Annotated in this window: 18 protein-coding genes; 12 read left to right on the top strand and 6 right to left on the bottom strand. The window is 43.8% G+C overall.

What is annotated here, in order from left to right:
• Positions 1 to 60: 60 nt before the first annotated feature.
• Both B4240_RS09735 and thiS read left to right on the top strand, forming a co-directional pair.
• Entirely contained in the window at positions 61 to 432 is a 372-nt protein-coding gene (locus B4240_RS09735; RefSeq protein WP_296238770.1) for a DUF423 domain-containing protein, read from the top strand.
• 128 nt (positions 433 to 560) lie between these two features.
• A complete protein-coding gene (gene thiS, locus B4240_RS09730; protein WP_296238767.1) occupies positions 561 to 761 on the top strand; it encodes a sulfur carrier protein ThiS in 201 nt (66 codons plus the stop codon).
• A gap of 326 nt (positions 762 to 1,087) precedes the next feature.
• On the opposite strand, the gene hpf is transcribed toward thiS, so the two are convergent.
• Positions 1,088 to 1,468, bottom strand: a complete 381-nt coding sequence (gene hpf, locus B4240_RS09725; RefSeq protein WP_296238765.1) for a ribosome hibernation-promoting factor, HPF/YfiA family — start codon at positions 1,466 to 1,468, stop codon at positions 1,088 to 1,090.
• A gap of 439 nt (positions 1,469 to 1,907) precedes the next feature.
• Positions 1,908 to 3,620, bottom strand: a complete 1,713-nt coding sequence (rpoN, locus tag B4240_RS09720; RefSeq protein ID WP_296238763.1) for an RNA polymerase factor sigma-54 — start codon at positions 3,618 to 3,620, stop codon at positions 1,908 to 1,910.
• Positions 3,621 to 3,889: 269 nt separating this feature from the next.
• On the opposite strand from rpoN, the gene B4240_RS09715 reads away from it, so the two are divergent.
• Positions 3,890 to 4,789: a carbon-nitrogen hydrolase family protein gene (locus B4240_RS09715; protein ID WP_296238762.1), complete on the top strand. Its 900-nt coding sequence runs from the start codon at positions 3,890 to 3,892 to the stop codon at positions 4,787 to 4,789.
• Between the two features lie 35 nt (positions 4,790 to 4,824).
• Here B4240_RS09715 and B4240_RS09710 read toward each other — a convergent pair whose 3' ends face one another.
• The 4 genes from B4240_RS09710 to lptM form a co-directional block, all read right to left on the bottom strand.
• Positions 4,825 to 5,862 (bottom strand): tyrosine recombinase XerC, encoded by a 1,038-nt coding sequence (locus B4240_RS09710; protein WP_296238761.1) that lies wholly within the window; start codon positions 5,860 to 5,862, stop codon positions 4,825 to 4,827.
• 7 nt (positions 5,863 to 5,869) lie between these two features.
• Positions 5,870 to 6,757, bottom strand: coding sequence for a diaminopimelate epimerase (gene dapF, locus B4240_RS09705; protein WP_296238759.1), 888 nt, complete (start codon positions 6,755 to 6,757; stop codon positions 5,870 to 5,872).
• Positions 6,758 to 7,113: 356 nt separating this feature from the next.
• Positions 7,114 to 8,469, bottom strand: coding sequence for a diaminopimelate decarboxylase (gene lysA, locus B4240_RS09700; RefSeq protein WP_296238757.1), 1,356 nt, complete (start codon positions 8,467 to 8,469; stop codon positions 7,114 to 7,116).
• Between the two features lie 105 nt (positions 8,470 to 8,574).
• Positions 8,575 to 8,892, bottom strand: coding sequence for an LPS translocon maturation chaperone LptM (lptM, locus tag B4240_RS09695; RefSeq protein WP_296238755.1), 318 nt, complete (start codon positions 8,890 to 8,892; stop codon positions 8,575 to 8,577).
• Positions 8,893 to 9,453: 561 nt separating this feature from the next.
• Between lptM and B4240_RS09690 the strand changes: the two genes are divergently transcribed.
• The 9 genes from B4240_RS09690 to B4240_RS09650 form a co-directional block, all read left to right on the top strand.
• A complete protein-coding gene (locus B4240_RS09690) occupies positions 9,454 to 10,683 on the top strand; it encodes an acetate/propionate family kinase (RefSeq protein ID WP_296238753.1) in 1,230 nt (409 codons plus the stop codon).
• Positions 10,684 to 10,838: 155 nt separating this feature from the next.
• Entirely contained in the window at positions 10,839 to 12,995 is a 2,157-nt protein-coding gene (pta, locus tag B4240_RS09685; RefSeq protein ID WP_296238751.1) for a phosphate acetyltransferase, read from the top strand.
• Positions 12,996 to 13,199: 204 nt separating this feature from the next.
• Positions 13,200 to 14,105 (top strand): nicotinate-nicotinamide nucleotide adenylyltransferase, encoded by a 906-nt coding sequence (locus tag B4240_RS09680; protein ID WP_296238749.1) that lies wholly within the window; start codon positions 13,200 to 13,202, stop codon positions 14,103 to 14,105.
• Between the two features lie 152 nt (positions 14,106 to 14,257).
• Positions 14,258 to 14,671 carry a ribosome silencing factor gene (gene rsfS, locus B4240_RS09675; RefSeq protein WP_296238747.1) on the top strand — a complete coding sequence of 138 codons (414 nt, stop codon included), beginning with the start codon at positions 14,258 to 14,260 and terminating at the stop codon, positions 14,669 to 14,671.
• A 364-nt stretch (positions 14,672 to 15,035) separates the two neighbouring features.
• Complete coding sequence (locus tag B4240_RS09670; RefSeq protein WP_349679089.1) at positions 15,036 to 15,809, top strand: MOSC domain-containing protein; 774 nt, start codon at positions 15,036 to 15,038, stop codon at positions 15,807 to 15,809.
• 51 nt (positions 15,810 to 15,860) lie between these two features.
• A complete protein-coding gene (locus tag B4240_RS09665; protein WP_296238745.1) occupies positions 15,861 to 17,123 on the top strand; it encodes a hypothetical protein in 1,263 nt (420 codons plus the stop codon).
• A 58-nt stretch (positions 17,124 to 17,181) separates the two neighbouring features.
• The gene (locus B4240_RS09660) at positions 17,182 to 18,066 is read left to right on the top strand and encodes an N-acetylmuramoyl-L-alanine amidase (RefSeq protein ID WP_296238743.1); all 885 of its coding nucleotides are present in this window, start codon (positions 17,182 to 17,184) and stop codon (positions 18,064 to 18,066) included.
• A gap of 28 nt (positions 18,067 to 18,094) precedes the next feature.
• A complete protein-coding gene (locus B4240_RS09655; protein ID WP_296238741.1) occupies positions 18,095 to 18,313 on the top strand; it encodes a hypothetical protein in 219 nt (72 codons plus the stop codon).
• 106 nt (positions 18,314 to 18,419) lie between these two features.
• Positions 18,420 to 19,896, top strand: a 1,477-nt coding sequence (locus B4240_RS09650; RefSeq protein ID WP_296238740.1) for an NERD domain-containing protein, incomplete at its 3' end; no start/stop codon positions are given.

The raw sequence follows: 19,896 nt of genomic DNA, 5'->3' as shown, positions 1-19,896 counted from the left end.
TCTTCTTTTTTCAATCACTTTTAAAGTTGAGAGTGGGGTATTGATAAGACGATTTTTACCATGCTAAATTGGATAAGTATTGCGGCGATTAATATGGCTATTGCCGTTGCTTTGGGTGCGTTTGGTGCTCATGGTCTTAAAAATTCGGTCAGCATCCAGCAGCTTGAATGGTGGCAAACGGCGACCTTATATTGGTTTATACACGGGCTTGGCTTATTGCTCGTCGGTATTCTTATACGTCTGAACTACACGACCCAAACAACGGCATGGTTATTACAGATCGGCGCACTTATCTTTGCCGGTAGTTTATACGCAATGACGCTTGGAGCTCCGCGCTGGTTTGGGGCGATTACGCCCATTGGCGGGGTACTAATGATTGTCGGTTGGCTGTGGCTTGCCGTCTCGACATTTCGTTTAGGACAAGCCGCTTAAGTCGAGCATGCGCTTACTCGGTATTTTTTGATAGTGCAAAATCAATGACGTAACTGATCAATGTTTATAGAAATAAACTCAATAAATTTGGCAAAAAAGGAATATTTAATTATTAGGGAGCACATATTATGAGTACGATCTACGTAAATGGTAAAAAGTTACAAACCACGCATCAAACCGTCCAAATGGTCGTCAATGAGCTTGGGCTTAGTGAAGGTCGCTATGCCGTTGAAATTGATGGTGAACTGGTTCCAAAAAGCGAGCTTGACAAACTGCGTATTATTGAAGGCATGAATATAGAAGTCGTGCAAGCGGTTGGTGGTGGTTAACTGGCTATATAAAAAGCTATACCGATAATTTTTTATGCTTACAACTTGAGGGAATTGTCTTTAAATTGAGCAGTTAATGAGTAACTAGAGTTAAATATAGGTACTAAAAAAGACCTCTAACGTTGGGACGTTGAGGTCTTTTTTCATGTGTCATAACTTTGAGTAACTAACTCATTTTAATGGCTAGATTGTCCACTGCTTTAATATATTATTTTAATATATCTGCTTAGTAGCTATGCTTTTTATAATAATTATCTTATGGGCTACCGTTTAGCAAACAGTAATGGCAACAGAGCCATTTATAACCTAAAGCTATGACAAACAGCCTACATAGCGGGAGAAGCATCCGCCGTCGCTAACTCTTCATAGCGTCCGGCACGACCTGCCCCTTGTAATTTTTGCCGGTCTTGACGGGTTTTATACTTACGCACTTGTCTATCAAGCTTGTCTGCCATCTCATTAATGGCCTTATACATGTCGTCTTCGCAAGCTTGTACAAACATTTCTTGACCTGCGACTCGCATAATCGCCTCGGCTTTGTTGGTTTTTTTACCGTTCTCACTTGAGCCGTTATTATCCAGCGATAATATCACTTTGATACTTTGAATTTGATCGAAGTGACGCTCTACTTTTACAAGTTTTTCGCGAACTGCGTTGTCCATGGCATCGGTAATACTGATATGGTGACCACTGATAGAAACATTCATATTCTTATCCTTTTATTATTGCTTGCATTGTTACTTACAATCAACAGATGAGCCAGCATCTCTGCCTTTGTCACCCTGCCTTACCAATAATTTACCCAGTAGCTTTCTTATCATAAAGTTTGGCTTGTCATTCTTTACTCACTCACGGCTTTATTCCTCTACTCCTTTATTAAAATAAAATGCATTTTTATCATTTTTAAGATTGTGCAGTTTAAGGTTATCTAAATAAGCCAAACCGATACTTGGTTTTTGTTATTGGTATGGCTCTAATTTGTCATGAAAACCGAAGAGTAGCAAGCCATGAATTTGTAACTAAATGTAATAAAAACTGATGTTTCTTTTATGTTTCTATATAATCAAAAAATTTTATTTTTTATATTTGCGAAAAGACAGACGAAATAGAGTATGACGGCATTTATCAGCGCTTAAATGGCAACCTTTAATATTTTTGTTTACGCTGGGTAGAGGAGCCGATATTCATCGCTTCACGATATTTGGCCACCGTTCGTCTAGCGATATCGATACCTTCTGCCAATAAAAAATCTTTTATACGACTATCAGATAAGGGCTTTTTGGGGTCTTCGTCAGCGATAAGTTGCTTAATCATGGCGCTAATAGCGGTTGAGGAAATATCGCCATCGCTGCTGCTAACATGCGAGGAGAAGAAGTGCTTGAGGGAAAACAGCCCTTGTGGGGTTAAGATGGTTTTGCTCGTTGTCAGGCGTGAGACGGTGGATTCGTGCAAACCGACCTCTTCGGCAATGGCTTTTAAAATAAGGGGCTGCATGGCGGTCGCGCCGTGTTGCAAAAATTCTTGCTGATGGCGCACAATACTGGTCGCTACTTTTAATAGGTTTTGGTTGCGCTCTTCGATACTCCGAATAAATAAGCGCGCGTCGGTGAGATTTTCTCGTAGATATAGATTGTCAGGACTGTCGTCGCCGCGCTTAACTAAATTAGCGTATTCTTGGTTAACTCTCAGCTTTGGGAGGGTGTCAGGATTAAGGCGCACTTGCCAGCCGTCTACTTGCGCAGCCGTGTCGCTTTTGTTGGTGTTATTGTTGATATTATTGCTATGGTGGCGCCGAATGGGCGTGACCAATACATCGGGAATATCGTAACTTTCTGGTGGCTGCATATAATCCGGTTGGCTACTTTGAAACAGTAAGCCGGGTGACGGGTTCAAGGTGCGTAGCAGGTTGAGCGCAGGGGTGATATGTTCAGGCGCAAGCCCCGTGCGTTCGGTAAGCGCTTTGATGTTATTGCTGACCAAATGCTCGCTGGCAGACAATAAGGCCTGCGCTTCTCTCAAATAGTCAGTAGTAGGATGCAGTTTAGACAGCTGAATTGCTAAGCACTCATTGAGACTGCGCGCGCCAACCCCTAGCGGGTCGCATGATTGAATAATGCGTAGAACCGCCATGACCTCATCGTGCTCGACGCGCTCATCCCACTGATAAAAGCTTGCCATGGTAGCAAAGCTTTGTAGCAACTCATCGATGTCAAGGCGCACAAAGCCCATCTCATCCATCGAGTCTATGAGATATTGCGCAATCAGTGTATCTGTCTCTGAGAGACGTTTAAAGTTTAGTTGCCAGCGCACATGGTCTTGAATCGTCGCGCTGGTACTGCCTTGATAGCTATCAAAATCTTCATTGCCTCCCTGACTTGAAAGACTGGCTGAACCTGTCGCGGCAGAGGCATAATCACTGCTGTTAAAGCCGCTATAATCGTCGCCATCCAGAGTATAATTGTCGATTGCCTCATCATCAAAACTGGCTTGCTGCAACTTATCTAAGCTATCGCTAACATTGGCATCGCTGCTATCGTTAGCATAGTCAAAACCATCATCAGCTGAATGGGTAGACGTAGAAAACGCATCTGCGCTGGTATTTTGATTCCAACTGTCCAGTGTTAATGACTCACCAAACTCGTTCAGCCGCTCATCTTTATTGCTGTCCTCATTATCGTAATCGTAGTCATCGTCATCATCTTCGATGCGTTCGAGCAATGGGTTGCTATCAAGCTTTGCCTGCACCTCCTGCGCGAGCTCAAGACTAGAGAGCTGCAGCAATTTGATGGCTTGCTGCATTTGCGGGGTCATTTTTTGCGAGGTGCTTAGCGTGGTCGCTAAGCCAAACGACATACTCATGGGTGACCTATTCCACTCCGATTAGGGTGATGCTGCCTATGTTATGCTGGTTAAAGCCCGTACTCGTTAACGTCCTTACTTGTTACAGCATTCCACTAAACTAAAAGAAGGCTTTAACCTATCAGGTCATGACGATAGCATTTTTTACTACATTGTTGCTATGATAATTTATATCCTGCGCGCATAAGGCATTTGTTGTGATTTGCTTAAGCATTAAGAAGTCAGTAACCTTTATAAGTACTTAGGACGTAAACATTGAGAATAATACTATGAATGAGACAACTAACAACGAACTACTGACGGTTGCTGCTGTGCAAATGAATAGCCAGCAAAATATCGAAGACAATCTAACCACTATAAAAGCCGCCATTAGTGATGCGGGCGCCCAAGGCGCTAAGTTGGTCGTGCTACCAGAAAACTGCTGTAGCATGGGTCGACAGTTTGCCACCGCCGAGCGCTTTGATGAATTATCCGACGCGATAGCAGAATACGCACGTACCTACGGTATTCATGTATTAGCAGGCTCGCTACCCTGCCCTTATCGCCCTGATGGCGTCATCGTCCCTAATGATAGGCTGCGTCAAGTCAGTCAGCTATTTGCGCCCGATGGCTCGCGCGTGGCGCGCTATGACAAGATTCACCTGTTTACAGCAACCGTCGCCGATAAGCAAGGCAGCTATAATGAAGCCGCGACCTTTGAGCCTGGTACACAAACGGTCGTCGCACCGCTTGCAGTCGATGGAGTCGTTTATCAGCTTGGTATGATGGTTTGCTTTGACTTACGCTTTCCAGCGTTGGCGCAGCGCCTACGGCAGGCGGGCGCAGAGCTATTAAGTGCGCCGTCGGCATTTACTTATTTGACGGGGCAAGCACATTGGTCGCTGTTATTACGCGCGCGGGCGTTAGACAGTCAATGTATGGTGATTGGCGCAGCACAAGGCGGCGAGCATACTTATAAGGACGATAATACCCGCCAGACGTGGGGACATGCGGCAATTAGCGCTTATGATGGCATAATTATCAATAGCTACGATGATAGTGAGGTGAATAAAGAAGCGGTAGATAAAGAGCAGAAAAATTATGCCATCGTCTTAGCAAATTTAGACAAAGCCGCTCAAGCGCAAGGACGACAAAAATTGCCTATCTTTGATTGTCATCGATTAGCCTAAATGTAGGATTGAATGGCTAGGAAAACAAACAGACCTTAACGAATATCATCATTTTGCGCATGAGCCGCGCGCGGATGGGCGCGATCATAAACTTGGGTCAATTTAGCAAAATCGACATGGGTATAAATCTGCGTGGTACTAATATCGCTGTGCCCAAGCATTTCTTGTACCGCGCGCAAATCGCCACTACCAGATAACATATGCGATGCAAAGCAGTGGCGCAGTAAATGCGGGTACATATTTTGCGCGATACCCGCACGCGTTGCAGCAACTTTTAGACGCTGCTGCACCGCCCGTGTTGATAAGCGCGTGCCAAGTTTTTCACTGATAAATAACGCATTGTCCATCTGCTCGACCCACAGATTACGATGCGGTAGATAACGTTTAATGGCCTCTGCTGCTTTATTTCCTAATGGCACTAAGCGCGTTTTATTGCCTTTACCCGTCACGCGCACGCGCAGGTCAGCCAAGTCTATATCGGCCATATCAAGCGCAACCAACTCGCCAACACGCAGACCGCTACTATAAAGTAATTCAAACATTGCCTTATCCCGCAGCCACAAGCGCGCCTGCTCTGGCGTATCAGGGATTTCTTGGTCAAGCAGTTGCGACAATAAATCAACGTCAGCGATAGACGGCAGCGGTCTTGGACTGCGTTTGAGCTGATAGCCCGTGGTTGGATTGATACGCGCTAAGCCCTCTTCTATCAGCCAGCCATAAAAATGACGGATAGCGGACAGCTCTTGCTGGACGCTAGCAAGGGCGAGCTTATCTTCATCGAGACGTTGGCTGATATGCTGGGCCAATTGGCGTTTATCACAGCGCGTCCACGTCAAACGCTTGCCGCGTAAAAATAGCGCCAACTGGTTTAGTCCCGCAAAATAAGCCGTCAGCGTATGTTCGGAGTGATTGCGCACCGACAAAGTATTTAGCCAACGATGTACTGGCGCTAACAGTTCACGTAGCGTGCTATCTGCTTCGATGGCTGCTGCCAATTCTGCTGATAGCCAAGTGTTTGGCTTACTGTTTGACTTAGTGTTTGACTTAATATCTGAGCTAGGCGCTGTTTTCATTTGTTTATTAGCCCTCTGGACTTGGCGTGATGCCCGCTTGCGCCATCAAACCATCTGGGCTAAAGACCCCTTCATAGACAAACGCCGTTGGACCCGTCATCATCACCGAATAACCCGGCTGCCATTTGATAATCATGCTGCCGCCATAAAGCTGCGCGCGTATGTCTTCGCCTTCATCGAGCCAGCCTTCACGAATGCCAACTGCCACTGCCGCACATGCGCCCGTACCGCACGCTTGGGTTTCACCAACGCCGCGCTCATAAACCCGCAGACGAATATGACGTTGGTTCATCACTTGCATAAAGCCAACATTAACGCGCTCAGGAAAGGCCGGATGCGATTCGATGGCTTTACCCAAGGTTTCAACGTCGGCATCAAGGACATCGTCAACTCTGATCACCGCATGCGGATTGCCCATATTAGCGACATACAACTGCACGGGCGTGCCATTGACGTTTAGATGATAGGCGTTTTGGATTTTGGTCGTCGCTCTTGGGGTAAAGGGAATCTCGCTTGGCTCAAATTTCGGCTTACCCATATCGACTTCGACCCAGCCGTAACGGTCGGTGGTCAAAGAGATAATGCCGCTCGCGGTTTCAACGCGCAGGCGCTGCTTAAATGACAGTTTACGCGCTTGCACAAAACGGGCAAAACAGCGCGCGCCATTGCCGCATTGCTCAACCTCGGTGCCATCGGTGTTAAAAATGCGATAACTAAAATCAACGTCGGGACGCATCGGCGGCTCAACCACAAGCAATTGATCAAAACCCACGCCCAAATGACGATCGCCCAATAGTTGCACTAAATCCTTGGTCAACTCTAAGCGCTGGGTCACCAAATCGATGACCATAAAATCGTTGCCCAGCCCATGCATCTTTGTAAATTCTATTAGCATATCCTTGTTATCCTATCCTATTTTTATGTATGCCTTATATTAGCACGCTGTCCGGTACAATCATAATTATCACCGCTATCGGGTGCCCTTTTATATAGCCCGCTCTAAATAACAAAAAAGGTATTTATATTAAGGTGCGACTGCTAGAAATTTTTTTGCTTGCTGTGCCTACGCCGACAGCGGCTGCGAAAAATTCTAGCAGCAGCACAGCCGCATTTTAAAACATATCGACGATGCCGCTATCACTGCCTTACTTTGACCATAAAAAAACCCATTGTCGTTATCACAATGGGTCGTTTTTAATCATCAGTCTTTAATTATCAGTCTTTATCAAAAGTCACCGTCTTGTTAACGGGCTATTTATCTTGCCACAACATTTCATCAGCATATAAAGCTTCAAAGGTTTCACGTTTGCGAATCAGCTGGTGATGATCATCCGCCACCATCACTTCGCTAGCGCGCGGACGAGAATTATAATTGCTGCTCATGGTAAAGCCATACGCGCCGGCGCCAGTGATGGCTAACACATCGCCCGTCGAGAGCGACAATAAGCGGTTCTTTGCTAAAAAGTCACCGGTTTCACAAATTGCGCCAACGATGTCCCATGGCTGCGTACCGTCAGTATCGATGCCGTTTTTAGGCAAAGTGCTTGGAATCACCGCCATTTCTGCTTGATATAACGCTGGACGTATCAGGTCATTCATTGCCGCATCGACAATGGCAAAGTTCTTATGCTGCGTTGGTTTTAGCACATCAACTTTGGTTAATAGTACGCCAGCATTGGCAACGATACTACGGCCCGGCTCAAAAAATACCGTTAAGCCAAGCTCGCTTAATTTGGGCAATAACGCTTGCGCAAACGCCTCGATAGATACGGGCGTCTCATCGATATAACGTACACCAAGCCCGCCGCCCAAATCGATATGACGCAGCTCGATACCTTTAGCACGTAAGCTATGTATCAGCTCAATCACTTTATCAAGTGCCGCGACAAATGGCGCAACTTCTGTCAATTGCGAGCCAATATGACAGTCGATACCAACGATATCGATATGCGATAGCTGTGCCGCTTGCTCATAAACCGCAACGGCAGCTTCATGGGCGATACCAAATTTATTGTCTTTTAAACCGGTTGAGATATACGGATGGGTTTTGGCATCGACGTTTGGATTAACCCGCAATGAGATTGGCGCAGGTTTATCTAGTGCTTTTGCGACTTCGTTAATTAGCGCCAATTCACTAATTGACTCGACGTTAAAGCAGCCAATACCTTGGTTAAGCGCATATTCGATATCGCTAAAGGTTTTGCCCACCCCTGAGAATACCACGCGGTTAGCCTCGCCGCCTGCTGCCAACACCCGCATCAACTCACCGCGTGAGACGATATCAAACCCTGCGCCTGCTTGCGCCAGTACGCCAAGGACGGCAAGGTTAGAATTGGCCTTTACCGCGTAACAAATTTGGTGCGCTAGACTGGCAAAACTAGTGCTATAAGCCTGATAAACGTCTAAAATCGCTTGTTTTGAGTACACATAACACGGCGTACCATATTGTTTCACCACCTCATCAATACTGACTTGCTCCATATACAGCGACCCATCGCGATAATCGAGCGCGGACAAATGGGCGGTTAAGGCTTCAGGATGCACATACAATCCCTGCTCAGTTTGGGTAGTGACGGTATCGTCCGTTTGACGCTCAGAATGACTCATATAAATATCTCTAATTTCATCAGGTTAAGGTAAACATTAAACTTTTGGCTAAACTTAAACGCTTTGAGAAAGATTGCTTTTTAATAAAAGTTAGTTTAATAAAAATCAGTAATCATTGGGATCGTCACTTGGCTCAGGCAGTACGTGCTGCTGCTCTAGGTAGCGCTCTTTTTGATAAGCATCATCGTCGATGCCAGCAAAGGCGGCATCTTGCGGATGACTGGTACTCTCAAGCCTAGGTGCCCTGTCTTTAACCGTTTGGCTGCTGGATTCTGTTAAGTATAAATCGCCTTTTTGCCCGCAGCCTGCCAATGCGGCTGTACCTATCACGAGAGCCGCGACCATGAGCTGATAATTAGAAGGTTTGGCAATAACGCTTAAATTAGTGCTGTTAAAATTTGAGGTACGGCGTATAGTAAACATAAAATGGCTAACCTTTCATCTTGCAGTGGTTTGCAGGCGATAACAATCACTAATAACAATCACTATCAGCGAAAATAAGGCTGCAATCGGGAAAATAGGACAATTTTTTAATCATAGCATTATTCGGTAAAGCTGTGCGCCTCCTACCTCTGACTGACGCATAAATTTATTGGAATTAGTGACTGAGGTAAAGGTACGCCCTAATCCAAATCCAAATCTTATCGTTATCGTGGTATCAGCTTTAAAATATGGTACATTATAGTTAATCTTTGCAGCTGTAATGCGGCGCTAGTATGTGTTTTATCAGCCCATAAAAGCTATAAATTTTATCGGTATTCATCAACCTTTAAGAGGCTTTAAAAACCCTGCAAACCCAAAAATGATAAAAATGAACAATAAAAATCAGCGATATGATTGTTGCGTACGTCAGCTGTTTGGCATACGCCAGCAAGGATATGGCTGGTTTTTGTGTATACAACCGGTGATAATCGATGTCGATTCATCACTTAGCAATCATTATTTACACATCTCCACTGACAACATAAAATCTAAGGATAGAGTATGAGCGCTGGCGTAACCACCACTTTTAATAATAACAACTCTGACACATTAACCCTAAACAATCCCACTTTAGTCCTCAACTGCGGCTCCTCTTCCATCAAATACGCTTTGATTAGCGATGACGATAGCACCCGTATCACGGGTCTGGCAGAAAACCTAGGCCTTGACACCGCCCGTATCAAACACACGACCTTAAATGGTGAAAAGTTAGAAATCGCCATTGCTGGTGGCCGTCATGAACTTGCCTTAAAAAAAATCCTTGAGTTACTCGCGCAATATAAATTTATTGCCGTTGGTCACCGCGTGGTACATGGCGGCCGTGAATACTCAGAAGCCGTGCGGGTCGATGCGCACGTCTTAGAAGAAGTAAAACGGCTAAAAGTGCTGGCGCCGCTACACAACCCTGCCAATGCTTTGGGCATCGAAGCGGTGCAAGCCATTTATCCTGAGATTCCGCAAGCAGTGGTGTTTGATACCGCTTTTCACCAAACCATGCCGCCCGTTGCTTTTCGTTATCCGCTCCCAAAAGTGCTTTATGAGGAATATAAAATCCGTCGTTATGGCTTTCATGGTACCTCGCACGCTTATGTCTCAGAGCGCGCCAGTGAGATTACCAATGCCAAAGGGCCGCATGGTTGGTTGACCGCCCACCTAGGCAATGGTTGCTCAGCCACGGCTGTTTACGATGGTAAAAGTCTCGATACCAGTATGGGTTTGACGCCGCTTGAGGGGCTAATGATGGGAACGCGCAGCGGCGATGTCGACCCAAGTTTACACATTCATCTCAAACGCCAACTAGGCATGAGCTTAGAAGAAACGGATAAGATGCTCAATAACGAAAGCGGGTTGCTTGGCATCTCAGGCCTGTCAAATGACTTGCGGACCATCGAACAAGCAGCTAATGAGGGGCATCAAGACGCACGGCTTGCGATTGAGATGTTTTGCTACCGCGTCGCCAAATACCTTGCCAGCTTTAGCTGTGCCCTACCTGACTTTACCGGAATTGTCTTTACGGGCGGTATCGGCGAAAACTCGGTGACCACGCGTGCACGTATTTTAGAGATGATGCCGCATTTTGGTATCAAAGTAGATGCCGATAAAAATGCCAGCTTGGTCGGCGGCCGTGAAGGCTGTTTTCATGCCGATGATAGCAGCATTGAGCTGTGGGTGGTGCCAACCGATGAAGAATGCCGCATCGCCCAAGAAACGCGTCAAGCGCTGGGTTTATAAGCTTTTGGTTTATAAAGCTGGATTTTATAATGTTAAATATACAATAAAAACCATACCCTGCTATAAGTAAGCACGATATTTTGCTTATAGCGCAAGGATGATAGGCTCTTTAACAGACACACCCTTTAAAAATAGAATAAACAGTAGGATACATTATGCAAACTTTTTTACTTGTGCCCATCAGTCGCGGTATCGGTGTGACGTCAGCGGCGTTGGGTTTGATTCGTGCTTTTGACTATAACGGTGTCAAAGCGGGCTTTATGAAGCCATTTTTACAAGACGATACCTTCGATAAGCAAAGCAGTTTAGACAGCTCCAGCGCCCTAGCCATGCATGCTTTTGGCCTTAATCCGCCCAAATCAATCAGCCGTCAGCGCGTTGAGCGGATGCTGGGTGATGACAATCTTGATGACTTGATGGAAGAGGTGGTCGTTAATTATCACACCCTCGGCGATGACTACGATGTGGTCATTTGCGAGGGCCTAGTCTCAACGACTGAGACCTCTTATGCCTCGCAAATCAATCGCGCGATTGCCCATGCCTTAGATGCCAAAATCATCTTTGTCAGCACTGCAGATACCAGTAAACCCGCCTACCTAGCCGATAAGCTCGACGTGTATGCCCGAGAATTTGGCGGCGTTGCCAGTGATCGCACGTTAGGCTGTATTTTGATGCGTATGCACGATTTGCCAAATGTACAAGCCACCATCGAAAATCAAATGGTCGCCCCCGGTGAAGCCATCGTTCATTTAGACGAAGGCTTTATGCAAGAAGTTCAGCGTCTATCACCATATTTTAATACGGAGCAGTTTCGTATCATTGGGGTTGTGCCCTTTAGTGACTCGCTTTCTGTGCCTCGTGCATGGGACATCGCCGCTGAACTTGATGCCACATGGCTAAACGTTGGTGAAGCAAAAACGCGCCGTATCACGCGCATTAGTTTGACGGCGCGCTCGGTTGCCCGCGTTGATGAAGTGTTTAAACGCGGCACGCTTGTCGTCGTACCGGGCGACCGCGATGATTTATTATTGGCCGCAGGGCTTGCCTGCATTAACGGTATTCCTTTAGCAGGACTGGTGTTAACGGGCGGGGTGCTCCCAAGCCCAACGGTCACTGAGCTTTGGCAGTCAGCACTAAAAACCGGCATTCCTGTCATGAGCGTGGAAAGTGACAGCTATGAGACGGTACAAAGCCTTGTGCACATGAGCTCTGAGATTCCAAGCGATGATACCGAGCGCGCCGAAGAAGTGGCGCGCTATGTCGCCGCGCATTTAGACCTTAACTGGATTAAAGAATATTTTAGCCACGAGTATGAGACGCGCCTGTCACCTTCCGCATTTCGGCATCAAGTGGTCAAAAAAGCGCAAAGTGCCAAAAAACGCATCATCCTGCCAGAAGGCTCCGAGCCTCGAACGGTCGAAGCCGCGTGTATTTGCCAAAGCCGCGGTATCGCCAATTGTGTGTTGATTGCCAAGCGTAGCGACGTTGAGCAAGTGGCAAAAAACCGCGATTTGGTGTTGCCCGACGGCATAGAGATTATCGACCCTGATACCCTTGATATGGATAAATATATCGCCGCGGTGGTCGAGCGCCGTAAGGGTAAAACCAATGCCGAAGTCGCGGCTGAGTATCTAAAAGACACCGTTTATCTTGGGACGACCATGCTACAGATGGATGAAGTCGATGGTCTTGTTTCTGGGGCGATACATACCACGGCCAACACCGTGCGCCCAGCCTTTCAGTTGATTAAAACCGCGCCGCAGTACTCGCTGGTATCGTCCGTGTTCTTTATGCTCTTACCAGAGCAAGTGGTGGTTTATGGTGACTGCGCCATCAACCCTGACCCGAACGCCGAAGAACTCGCTGAAATTGCCATTCAATCGGCGCAATCGGCGGCCGCCTTTGGTATCAATCCAAAAGTTGCGATGATTAGCTACTCGACAGGCTCATCGGGCACAGGTGCTGACGTCGAAAAAGTCATTCGCGCGACCCAAATCGTCCGTGAGCGTGCGCCGCATCTCGCCGTCGATGGCCCATTGCAGTATGATGCTGCCTCTGTGATGAGCGTTGGTAAACAAAAAGCGCCCGACTCACCCGTTGCTGGGCAAGCCAACGTCTTTATTTTCCCTGACCTAAACACGGGGAACACCACTTATAAAGCGGTACAGCGTAGCGCCAATGTGGTCAGTGTTGGACCAATGCTGCAAGGTTTAAATAAACCCGTCAATGATTTATCGCGCGGGGCGTTGGTCGATGATATTATTTATACCATCGCTCTGACTGCCATCCAAGCGCATAGCGACGCGATTTAATAGCATTAAGCGATGGCGTTACGTTACGCTGAATCACTCTATATTTAACCGACTATCATCATGATGGTCGGTTTTTTATTGGCTGCTTCTTAGTAAAGGTAAGCGCTTTTGATACCATGAGCCTACTTAGCAGCTCGCAATAATGCTATAGTTTAGCTAAAGTTATTTAACCACAGCGCCCAGCCGCAGCGCTTTTACTCATTTATGTCTAATTCTACCGCTAATCCTTTTATAAAAAACCCTGCGCCCGCCATCCGTGCCTATTTGGGCGGCTCATTTGACCCCGTGCATAACGGGCATTTACAAATGGCGCTCTATGTTTATCAAAGTCTACTGCCGATAGCTAAGTTACAACAGCGCGAGCTTCAGGTGTCATTATTGCCCAATGCGCGCTCGCCGTTTAAAGAGCAAAGCACCGATCCTAAGCACCGCTTGGCCATGCTAAAGCTGGCCACACAAGGCACGCCCCTGCACATTAACGAGCTTGAACTGTGGCAGACGCCGCCGGTCTATACCATTGATAGCGTAAAAACCTTACGCGCCCGCTATCCGCACGATAGCTTGATATTTATCATGGGCATGGACAGCGCGCAGAGTTTGGATAAATGGCAGGATGGGTTGGCGCTCACTAATTATGTCAATTTATGGGTGTTTGATCGGCTTAGCACTGCTGAAAATGACAGCCCTGCTAACGGTAAAAATTTTGATAACAATAAAAATCCTGATAAAAATAAACCGCATGTTGATAAAGATTTAATGACGCAAAACTCTCCTACTCTGCAAGCTCAGCTCCCCATCCCATTGCAACCCTTAATCACTGATTCAGCTACTGACCTTGTCACGCCAGCTTTGCGGCATTTAACAGACCGCAGCAACTTGAAAAACGCCGCTCAAGGACGCATTTATATAGACCCGCGCCCTGTGGCAGCGATATCGAGCACCCAAGTTCGCCAAAAGCTGCGCGAGCAATGTCCGCAAATCGCAACTTTACAACCAATAAATGCTATCATTAACCCGACTGCACCCAATTCATTTGCTAAATGGCTAAATCCCGCCGTTTATCAATATATTATCGCCCATCAGCTATATTCTGCTGCCCAATTCCGTTAAAATCGCCTTATACGTTTAACTTTACCCACTTTATCCATTTGCCGCAAAAAACGTCTGCCTATCTACCTATATGCTAAGAGGCTCGTTAATGCAGGCAAAATAATGATTTACCATTTTATTTTTAATATTTATGATTGAAGAGATAACTATTTATGACTAATACCATGACTGAAGAACGCTTAAAAGAATGCTTAGCGGTAGTCGAAAACACGCTTGACGATATGAAAGCAAAAAATATCACCGTCCTAAACGTAGAGAATTTAACGGACGTGATGGAGCGCATCGTCATCGCTGACGGTACCTCAAAACGCCACGTCCGCGCGATGGCGGACAGCGTCGGCGCTGAAGTCAAGCAAGCAGGTTTTATGCCACTTGGCCGTGAAGGCGGGGCAGATTCTGACTGGACATTGATTGATTTGGGCGCTGTTGTCGTACACATGATGACGCCGCAAGCCCGCGAGTTTTATGACTTAGAAGGTTTATGGTCTTCGCCTGATCAATTGGCTGAGCTGGTCGCCGTGCCGCGTGAAAAGAAAACCGCCGGTCGCCGCAATAAAAACAAATAAGCCTATTTATTGCCAACACTGCTTTATAAAAAGACCAGATATTTATTCTGGTCTTTTTTTGTTTAAACAGTAGCATTTATCAACCTTAACGTACTAATAAACTTTAAAAGGCTTACTCCATACAATCGGATGCCTAATTAAGCTAAGATAAGATAAGATAAGACGCATTATGCATAACAGTAATGACAGAATTACTCGCCTAAAAATCGTTCTATAGTTAGTTTATTTAAAACCGATACCGTGCGACTGGAATAAATTTTTCTTGCTTGCTGCTATCACAGAGGCTACGAAAAATTTATTCCAGTCGCACAGGATTACTGGCGTATCGCTTTTATTTTAAACCGGCTATAAATTAGGAAACCCCATGAGCATAGAGCAAATAGCATCTTCTAGCCAAAAAAATAGCGCCGATTTCAATCAACCTTTACCGCTGCATATCGCCAATTTAACCTGCGTGCGCGCGGGTAAAGCCATGCCGTTTGCCCGTGAGCAGATGAGCGCCATTGATAAAGCACCCATCAACGCTCCTGTTGCGGTCAATTTTATGGGCTTAACTACCGATGAACAAGCTGACCGACGCCATCATGGCGGCCCTTTAAAAGCGGTGCATCAGTTAGCAATAGCGACCTATGACAAGATTAACGCAGAGTTTGGTTTAAAGGTACGTGTTGGCACGCTTGGTGAAAACCTAACGACTGCGGCGGTAAACGGTTTACCAGAGATGGACGAGTCAACGGTTTGTATTGGCGACGTCTTTGAATATGGTAGGCACTATGACGATATTGACACTAATGACAGTGTGCAATTACGCATCGTGCAACCGCGCCGCCCGTGCTACAAAATCAATGACCAAATCGGCCAGTTTAAATTTAGTAAAGTGCCAAATATCGCCTCTTGGATAACCAAACAAGGTATCGCTGGCTGGTATTTCGAAGTGGTTCGTGACGGTATGATTAACACTGATTTATCGGTTTATTTAATTGAGCGCCCCTATTCTTTTGCGACGCTGAAAAGGTTATGGCAACTGGCTAATTCAAAAGACAAATTTGACGCCGAGGTCATTGAGCCGTGGCTAGCGGTTGAATGCTTGGAGGACAGCTGGAAAACGGCTTTGGCGGAAAAGATTAAACAGGGTTAAATACTACAAGCTTTAAACCATCAATATAAACAAGATAGTGAGAGTCTTAATATGAGCATTTATACCCTAGAGGATAAGCAGTTATTAGCAATTAAGCCTACTAACTTTGTCATTGAATCTATTTTTGAGCGAAATGATTTACAGGAAGCTTTTAAAAATAATATAGATATTATTGCTCCTAATTGTTTGGTGATTGCGGAAGAGTTTGCTGACTGGCAGGGCTCAAGAAAGAGAATTGATTTATTGGCTATAGATAAACAAGCAAATTTAGTTGTTATTGAGCTCAAAAGAACTGAAACAGGCGACCATATGGAGCTGCAGGCTTTACGTTATGCCTCTATGATTTCTACCATGACTTTTGAGGACGCTATAGAAGTATTTCATAGATATAAACAAAAAAACGGTTGTCCTAGCTATTCTTTAGAAGAAGCAAAGAATGAAATTGAATATTTTGTTGAGGTTAATATTGATGATTCAGGTTTCGCAGAAGACGTTAAAACAATTTTAGTATCGCAAGACTTCTCTGTTGAATTAACGACTTCAGTGATTTGGTTGAATGAACGTAATTTAGACATTACTTGTATGAAAGTACAGCCATATAACGATAATGGAAAAATACTGATTGATATTCAGCAGATCATCCCTTTGCCCGAGGCAGAAGATTATCAAATTAAGGTAAGACGTAAGTTGGATAAGAAGCGAGATATACGTAAAGAAAGCTCACGAGATTATTCAAAATATCGTTTTAATGATATGGAACTTGGTAAAGGTAGACTTGCCTTAGAGATTATTAAACATCATTTTAATCAAAACCCAAACAAACCCATCGAAGCTTTAATCCATGATTTTGTTAACATTCCTCACTCTCAACCTATTATAGAAAGTTTAGAAGCCGCTAAAAAAGCTGCAAAAGATACAGGTAGAGCCAGATACTTCACATATGCCAATGATATTTTGACAACAAATGATGGCGCTCAATATGTCGTATCGAGTCAATGGAGTAAAGATAATATCGAAGATATGATTGAAACTACTAACGAAGTACTCGGCTATCAAATCAAAAAAATCTCAACTATGGATAGCCCAGAAAAAAGAAAAATCAATATTAAAAACTATGAAATTATTCAGTTGGAAGACTCAACAATTCTTGTAAGTAAAGATGGCGCAGAAGTAATTGCTAAACCTGTCTTAAGAGAGCTTTGTAGTCAGTTCAATGTTGAGCTTAGTAACAATAATGGCAATGAGAAAAACACTCGCAGTTTAGGTAATGAGCTTATCAACGCTATCGAACAAACAAACCTTATAACAAAATAACAAACATCTAAAACATTATACTTAACCTGTTTTATAGTCCTCTAAATCAGAGCATTTCATGGCAAAAAATATCTTTTTAGCATTAGCAAGTGCCTTAACGCTGCCTTTAATTGGCTGCGTGACCACGCATAACACTCAAATAGCAACCTCCGAGCCTTTCGTTATTGATAGCGAAACCTACCAAGCTACGGGTAAAAGTGAGCGTATTAAAACCATTATCCTGCATTATACGGTGAGCAATAATGCCCGCGCTATCAGGCTTTTGACCACTGGGGACGTCAGCGCCCATTATCTGATTTTAGATAATAACGATAATAAAATTTATAACCTAGTACCCGAAAGTCAACGCGCGTGGCATGCTGGCAATGGCGGCTTTGCTGGTAGAACGATACTCAACGATACCTCTATCGGCATCGAGATTGTCAACCCAGGCATCAAACCTGAATATCGAGATGCCTTGAAAGACGGTGCGCTCGACTATCATCCTTATGAGCACTATGTCGACTTTAATGAGTTGCAGATTAAAAAAGTGGCGCAGCTGGTACAAGAGTTGGCGAAAAGATATAATATCTCAGCAAAGAATATTATCGGTCATGCCGATATGGCACCCTCGCGTAAAATCGACCCCGGGGCCAAGTTCCCGTGGGAGCGATTGTATAAGGAATACGGCATTGGCGCTTGGTATGATGAATTTGATAAGCAGTTCTTTATGAATCAAGGCGCGTTTGCAGCGGCAACGATACCCGAGATTAAGCAAGCGTTTCGCGATTATGGTTATCAAATCAATGACACAGACGCATGGGATAAAGCCAGTCGCAATGTCGTGTATGTCTTTCAGTTACATTTCCGACCGCAGCAGCCAACGGGTGAGATGGATTTGGAAACTTATGCTATCTTAAAGGCATTAAATAAAAAGTATGCTGGTCGTGATGACTTTTATTAACAGATAAAAATATCAGGAGACATAAGCCATGAGTAACTCTCAATATAATGATAAAAATGAGCAAGACGAGCTACAGAAATATCTAGAAGAAAAAGCGAGACAAGAGCATGAGCAAGAAAAGCAAAAAGAACAAGAGCCTGAGACGCTCTCTGCTTATGATGCTTGTGTGCTAAGAGAAAGCGCTAGGGTGAAGGAGTTGATTGCTGAGGCTCAAAGAGAGGTTAAAAGGGGTTTAGATAAGGAGTAGTTGTGCCACAATGTTTTGAATAAAGATTTCATTATTATCGTGTAAACTTAGATTTACTTCTCAAATATATCTAAATTTTTGATACAAAATACTGTGGGAGAACATAGTGATTATCAAATTCCCTAAACAAGAAGATGAGCTAAAAAAGATGATTGGAAGCATGGCTAAAGAATTAAAAAAAAGTCATATCTCTCAGCATGATGAAGAACAAAAAGGAAAAACCTACGAAAGACTCAAAGAACATGTTCCAATACTAGAAGATGAAATTAAAAAAATCATTGATTCTTTAAAAACAGATATCATAAGTTGTGATAGTAGATATATTTTAGAGTATTTTGGTTTCATGTATAACCTTTCATCAGATGATTCAATTGATCAGGACTTGGAAAAACCTAGAAGCTTTAAACTAGATTATCTACTTAGCCTCATAACTTCAATTAGTACGTCGAACGATCAAGAATGTAGCGATGATATTTTGGAGAAAATCACTGCATCTCTTGAAGAACTAGAAATGAAGTGTATTGTGTATTTGATGCTAACAAGTGACTATAAAGGTGAGCCTAATCAAACTAAATTTATTCAATCCATGCATCATATGATTGTTAGAGGAGATTCTTTTTCCGAACATAAGGTTCAACTATGCAAGGAGTTATTCTCAAAATTCGATTCAATATTACTAGGTGAGTATGGTCTCACTGCTAATAAATTAATCGATGGACTTGTTAACATTGCTAATAACCCCTTAACAATTTTAGAAACTCAAAAGCTTTATTTTGATGAAATGAAAACTGCACATCGAAATTTTATCAAAAATCTAAGTCACTTGAACGGTGAGGAGCTAGCTCAAGGTTTTGATACATATAGAGAATCTGCCTCAGTATCAGAAACAAACGAAAAACTTCAGCAAATTTATGATAAAACTGGAATATCATTTAACGACTCACTGTTTGAGATTAAGGACACAGGCCTACCTGAGAATTTATTACAACTGCTCAGTATTGAGTTAGGAGACAACACTAGTTTCAAGAAGGGTAAAGTAGCATATTTCCCTACTAATAACTCTCTTATCTACGATAATCCCTTTATCCGTATAGACGATAAATACTACTGTTTTAACTTAGCTTTAATCTACAATTGCTTACATAAGTTAATTGAAAATATCTTATTAACTATTATACCTCCTCAAAAACAGCAGAAAAGCTACTACAAATTAAAGGGTGAGTATTTAGAAAGCAAATCTTTAAAATTATTTGAAGAGATAATGCCAGATTGTCGGGTGTATGAGAACTTGAAATATGGTATTGATGATGAGGTAGATGGAATTATCATTTACGATAGCAATCTCTTTATTATTGAATCAAAAAGTAATAAATTTACTTTAGAAGCACAGCAAGGTAATGTAGATAGAATTAAAAGAAATATTAAAGATATTGTTGAAAAAGCTTACCAACAAGCAATTAGAGCTAAACACTATATACTTTCAAATAAACTGACTGATTTTAGAGATAAAAATAAAAGAATAGTCTTAACTATAGATAATACTAATATAAATAATATTTATCTAATTAATACTACTTTAGAAC

It is taken from the genome of Psychrobacter sp. UBA5136 (assembly GCF_002414005.1).
In the GTDB taxonomy this organism is placed as follows: domain Bacteria; phylum Pseudomonadota; class Gammaproteobacteria; order Pseudomonadales; family Moraxellaceae; genus Psychrobacter.
Note: the sequence above shows the minus strand (reverse complement) of the source record. Positions and strands in the feature narration are given on the sequence as shown.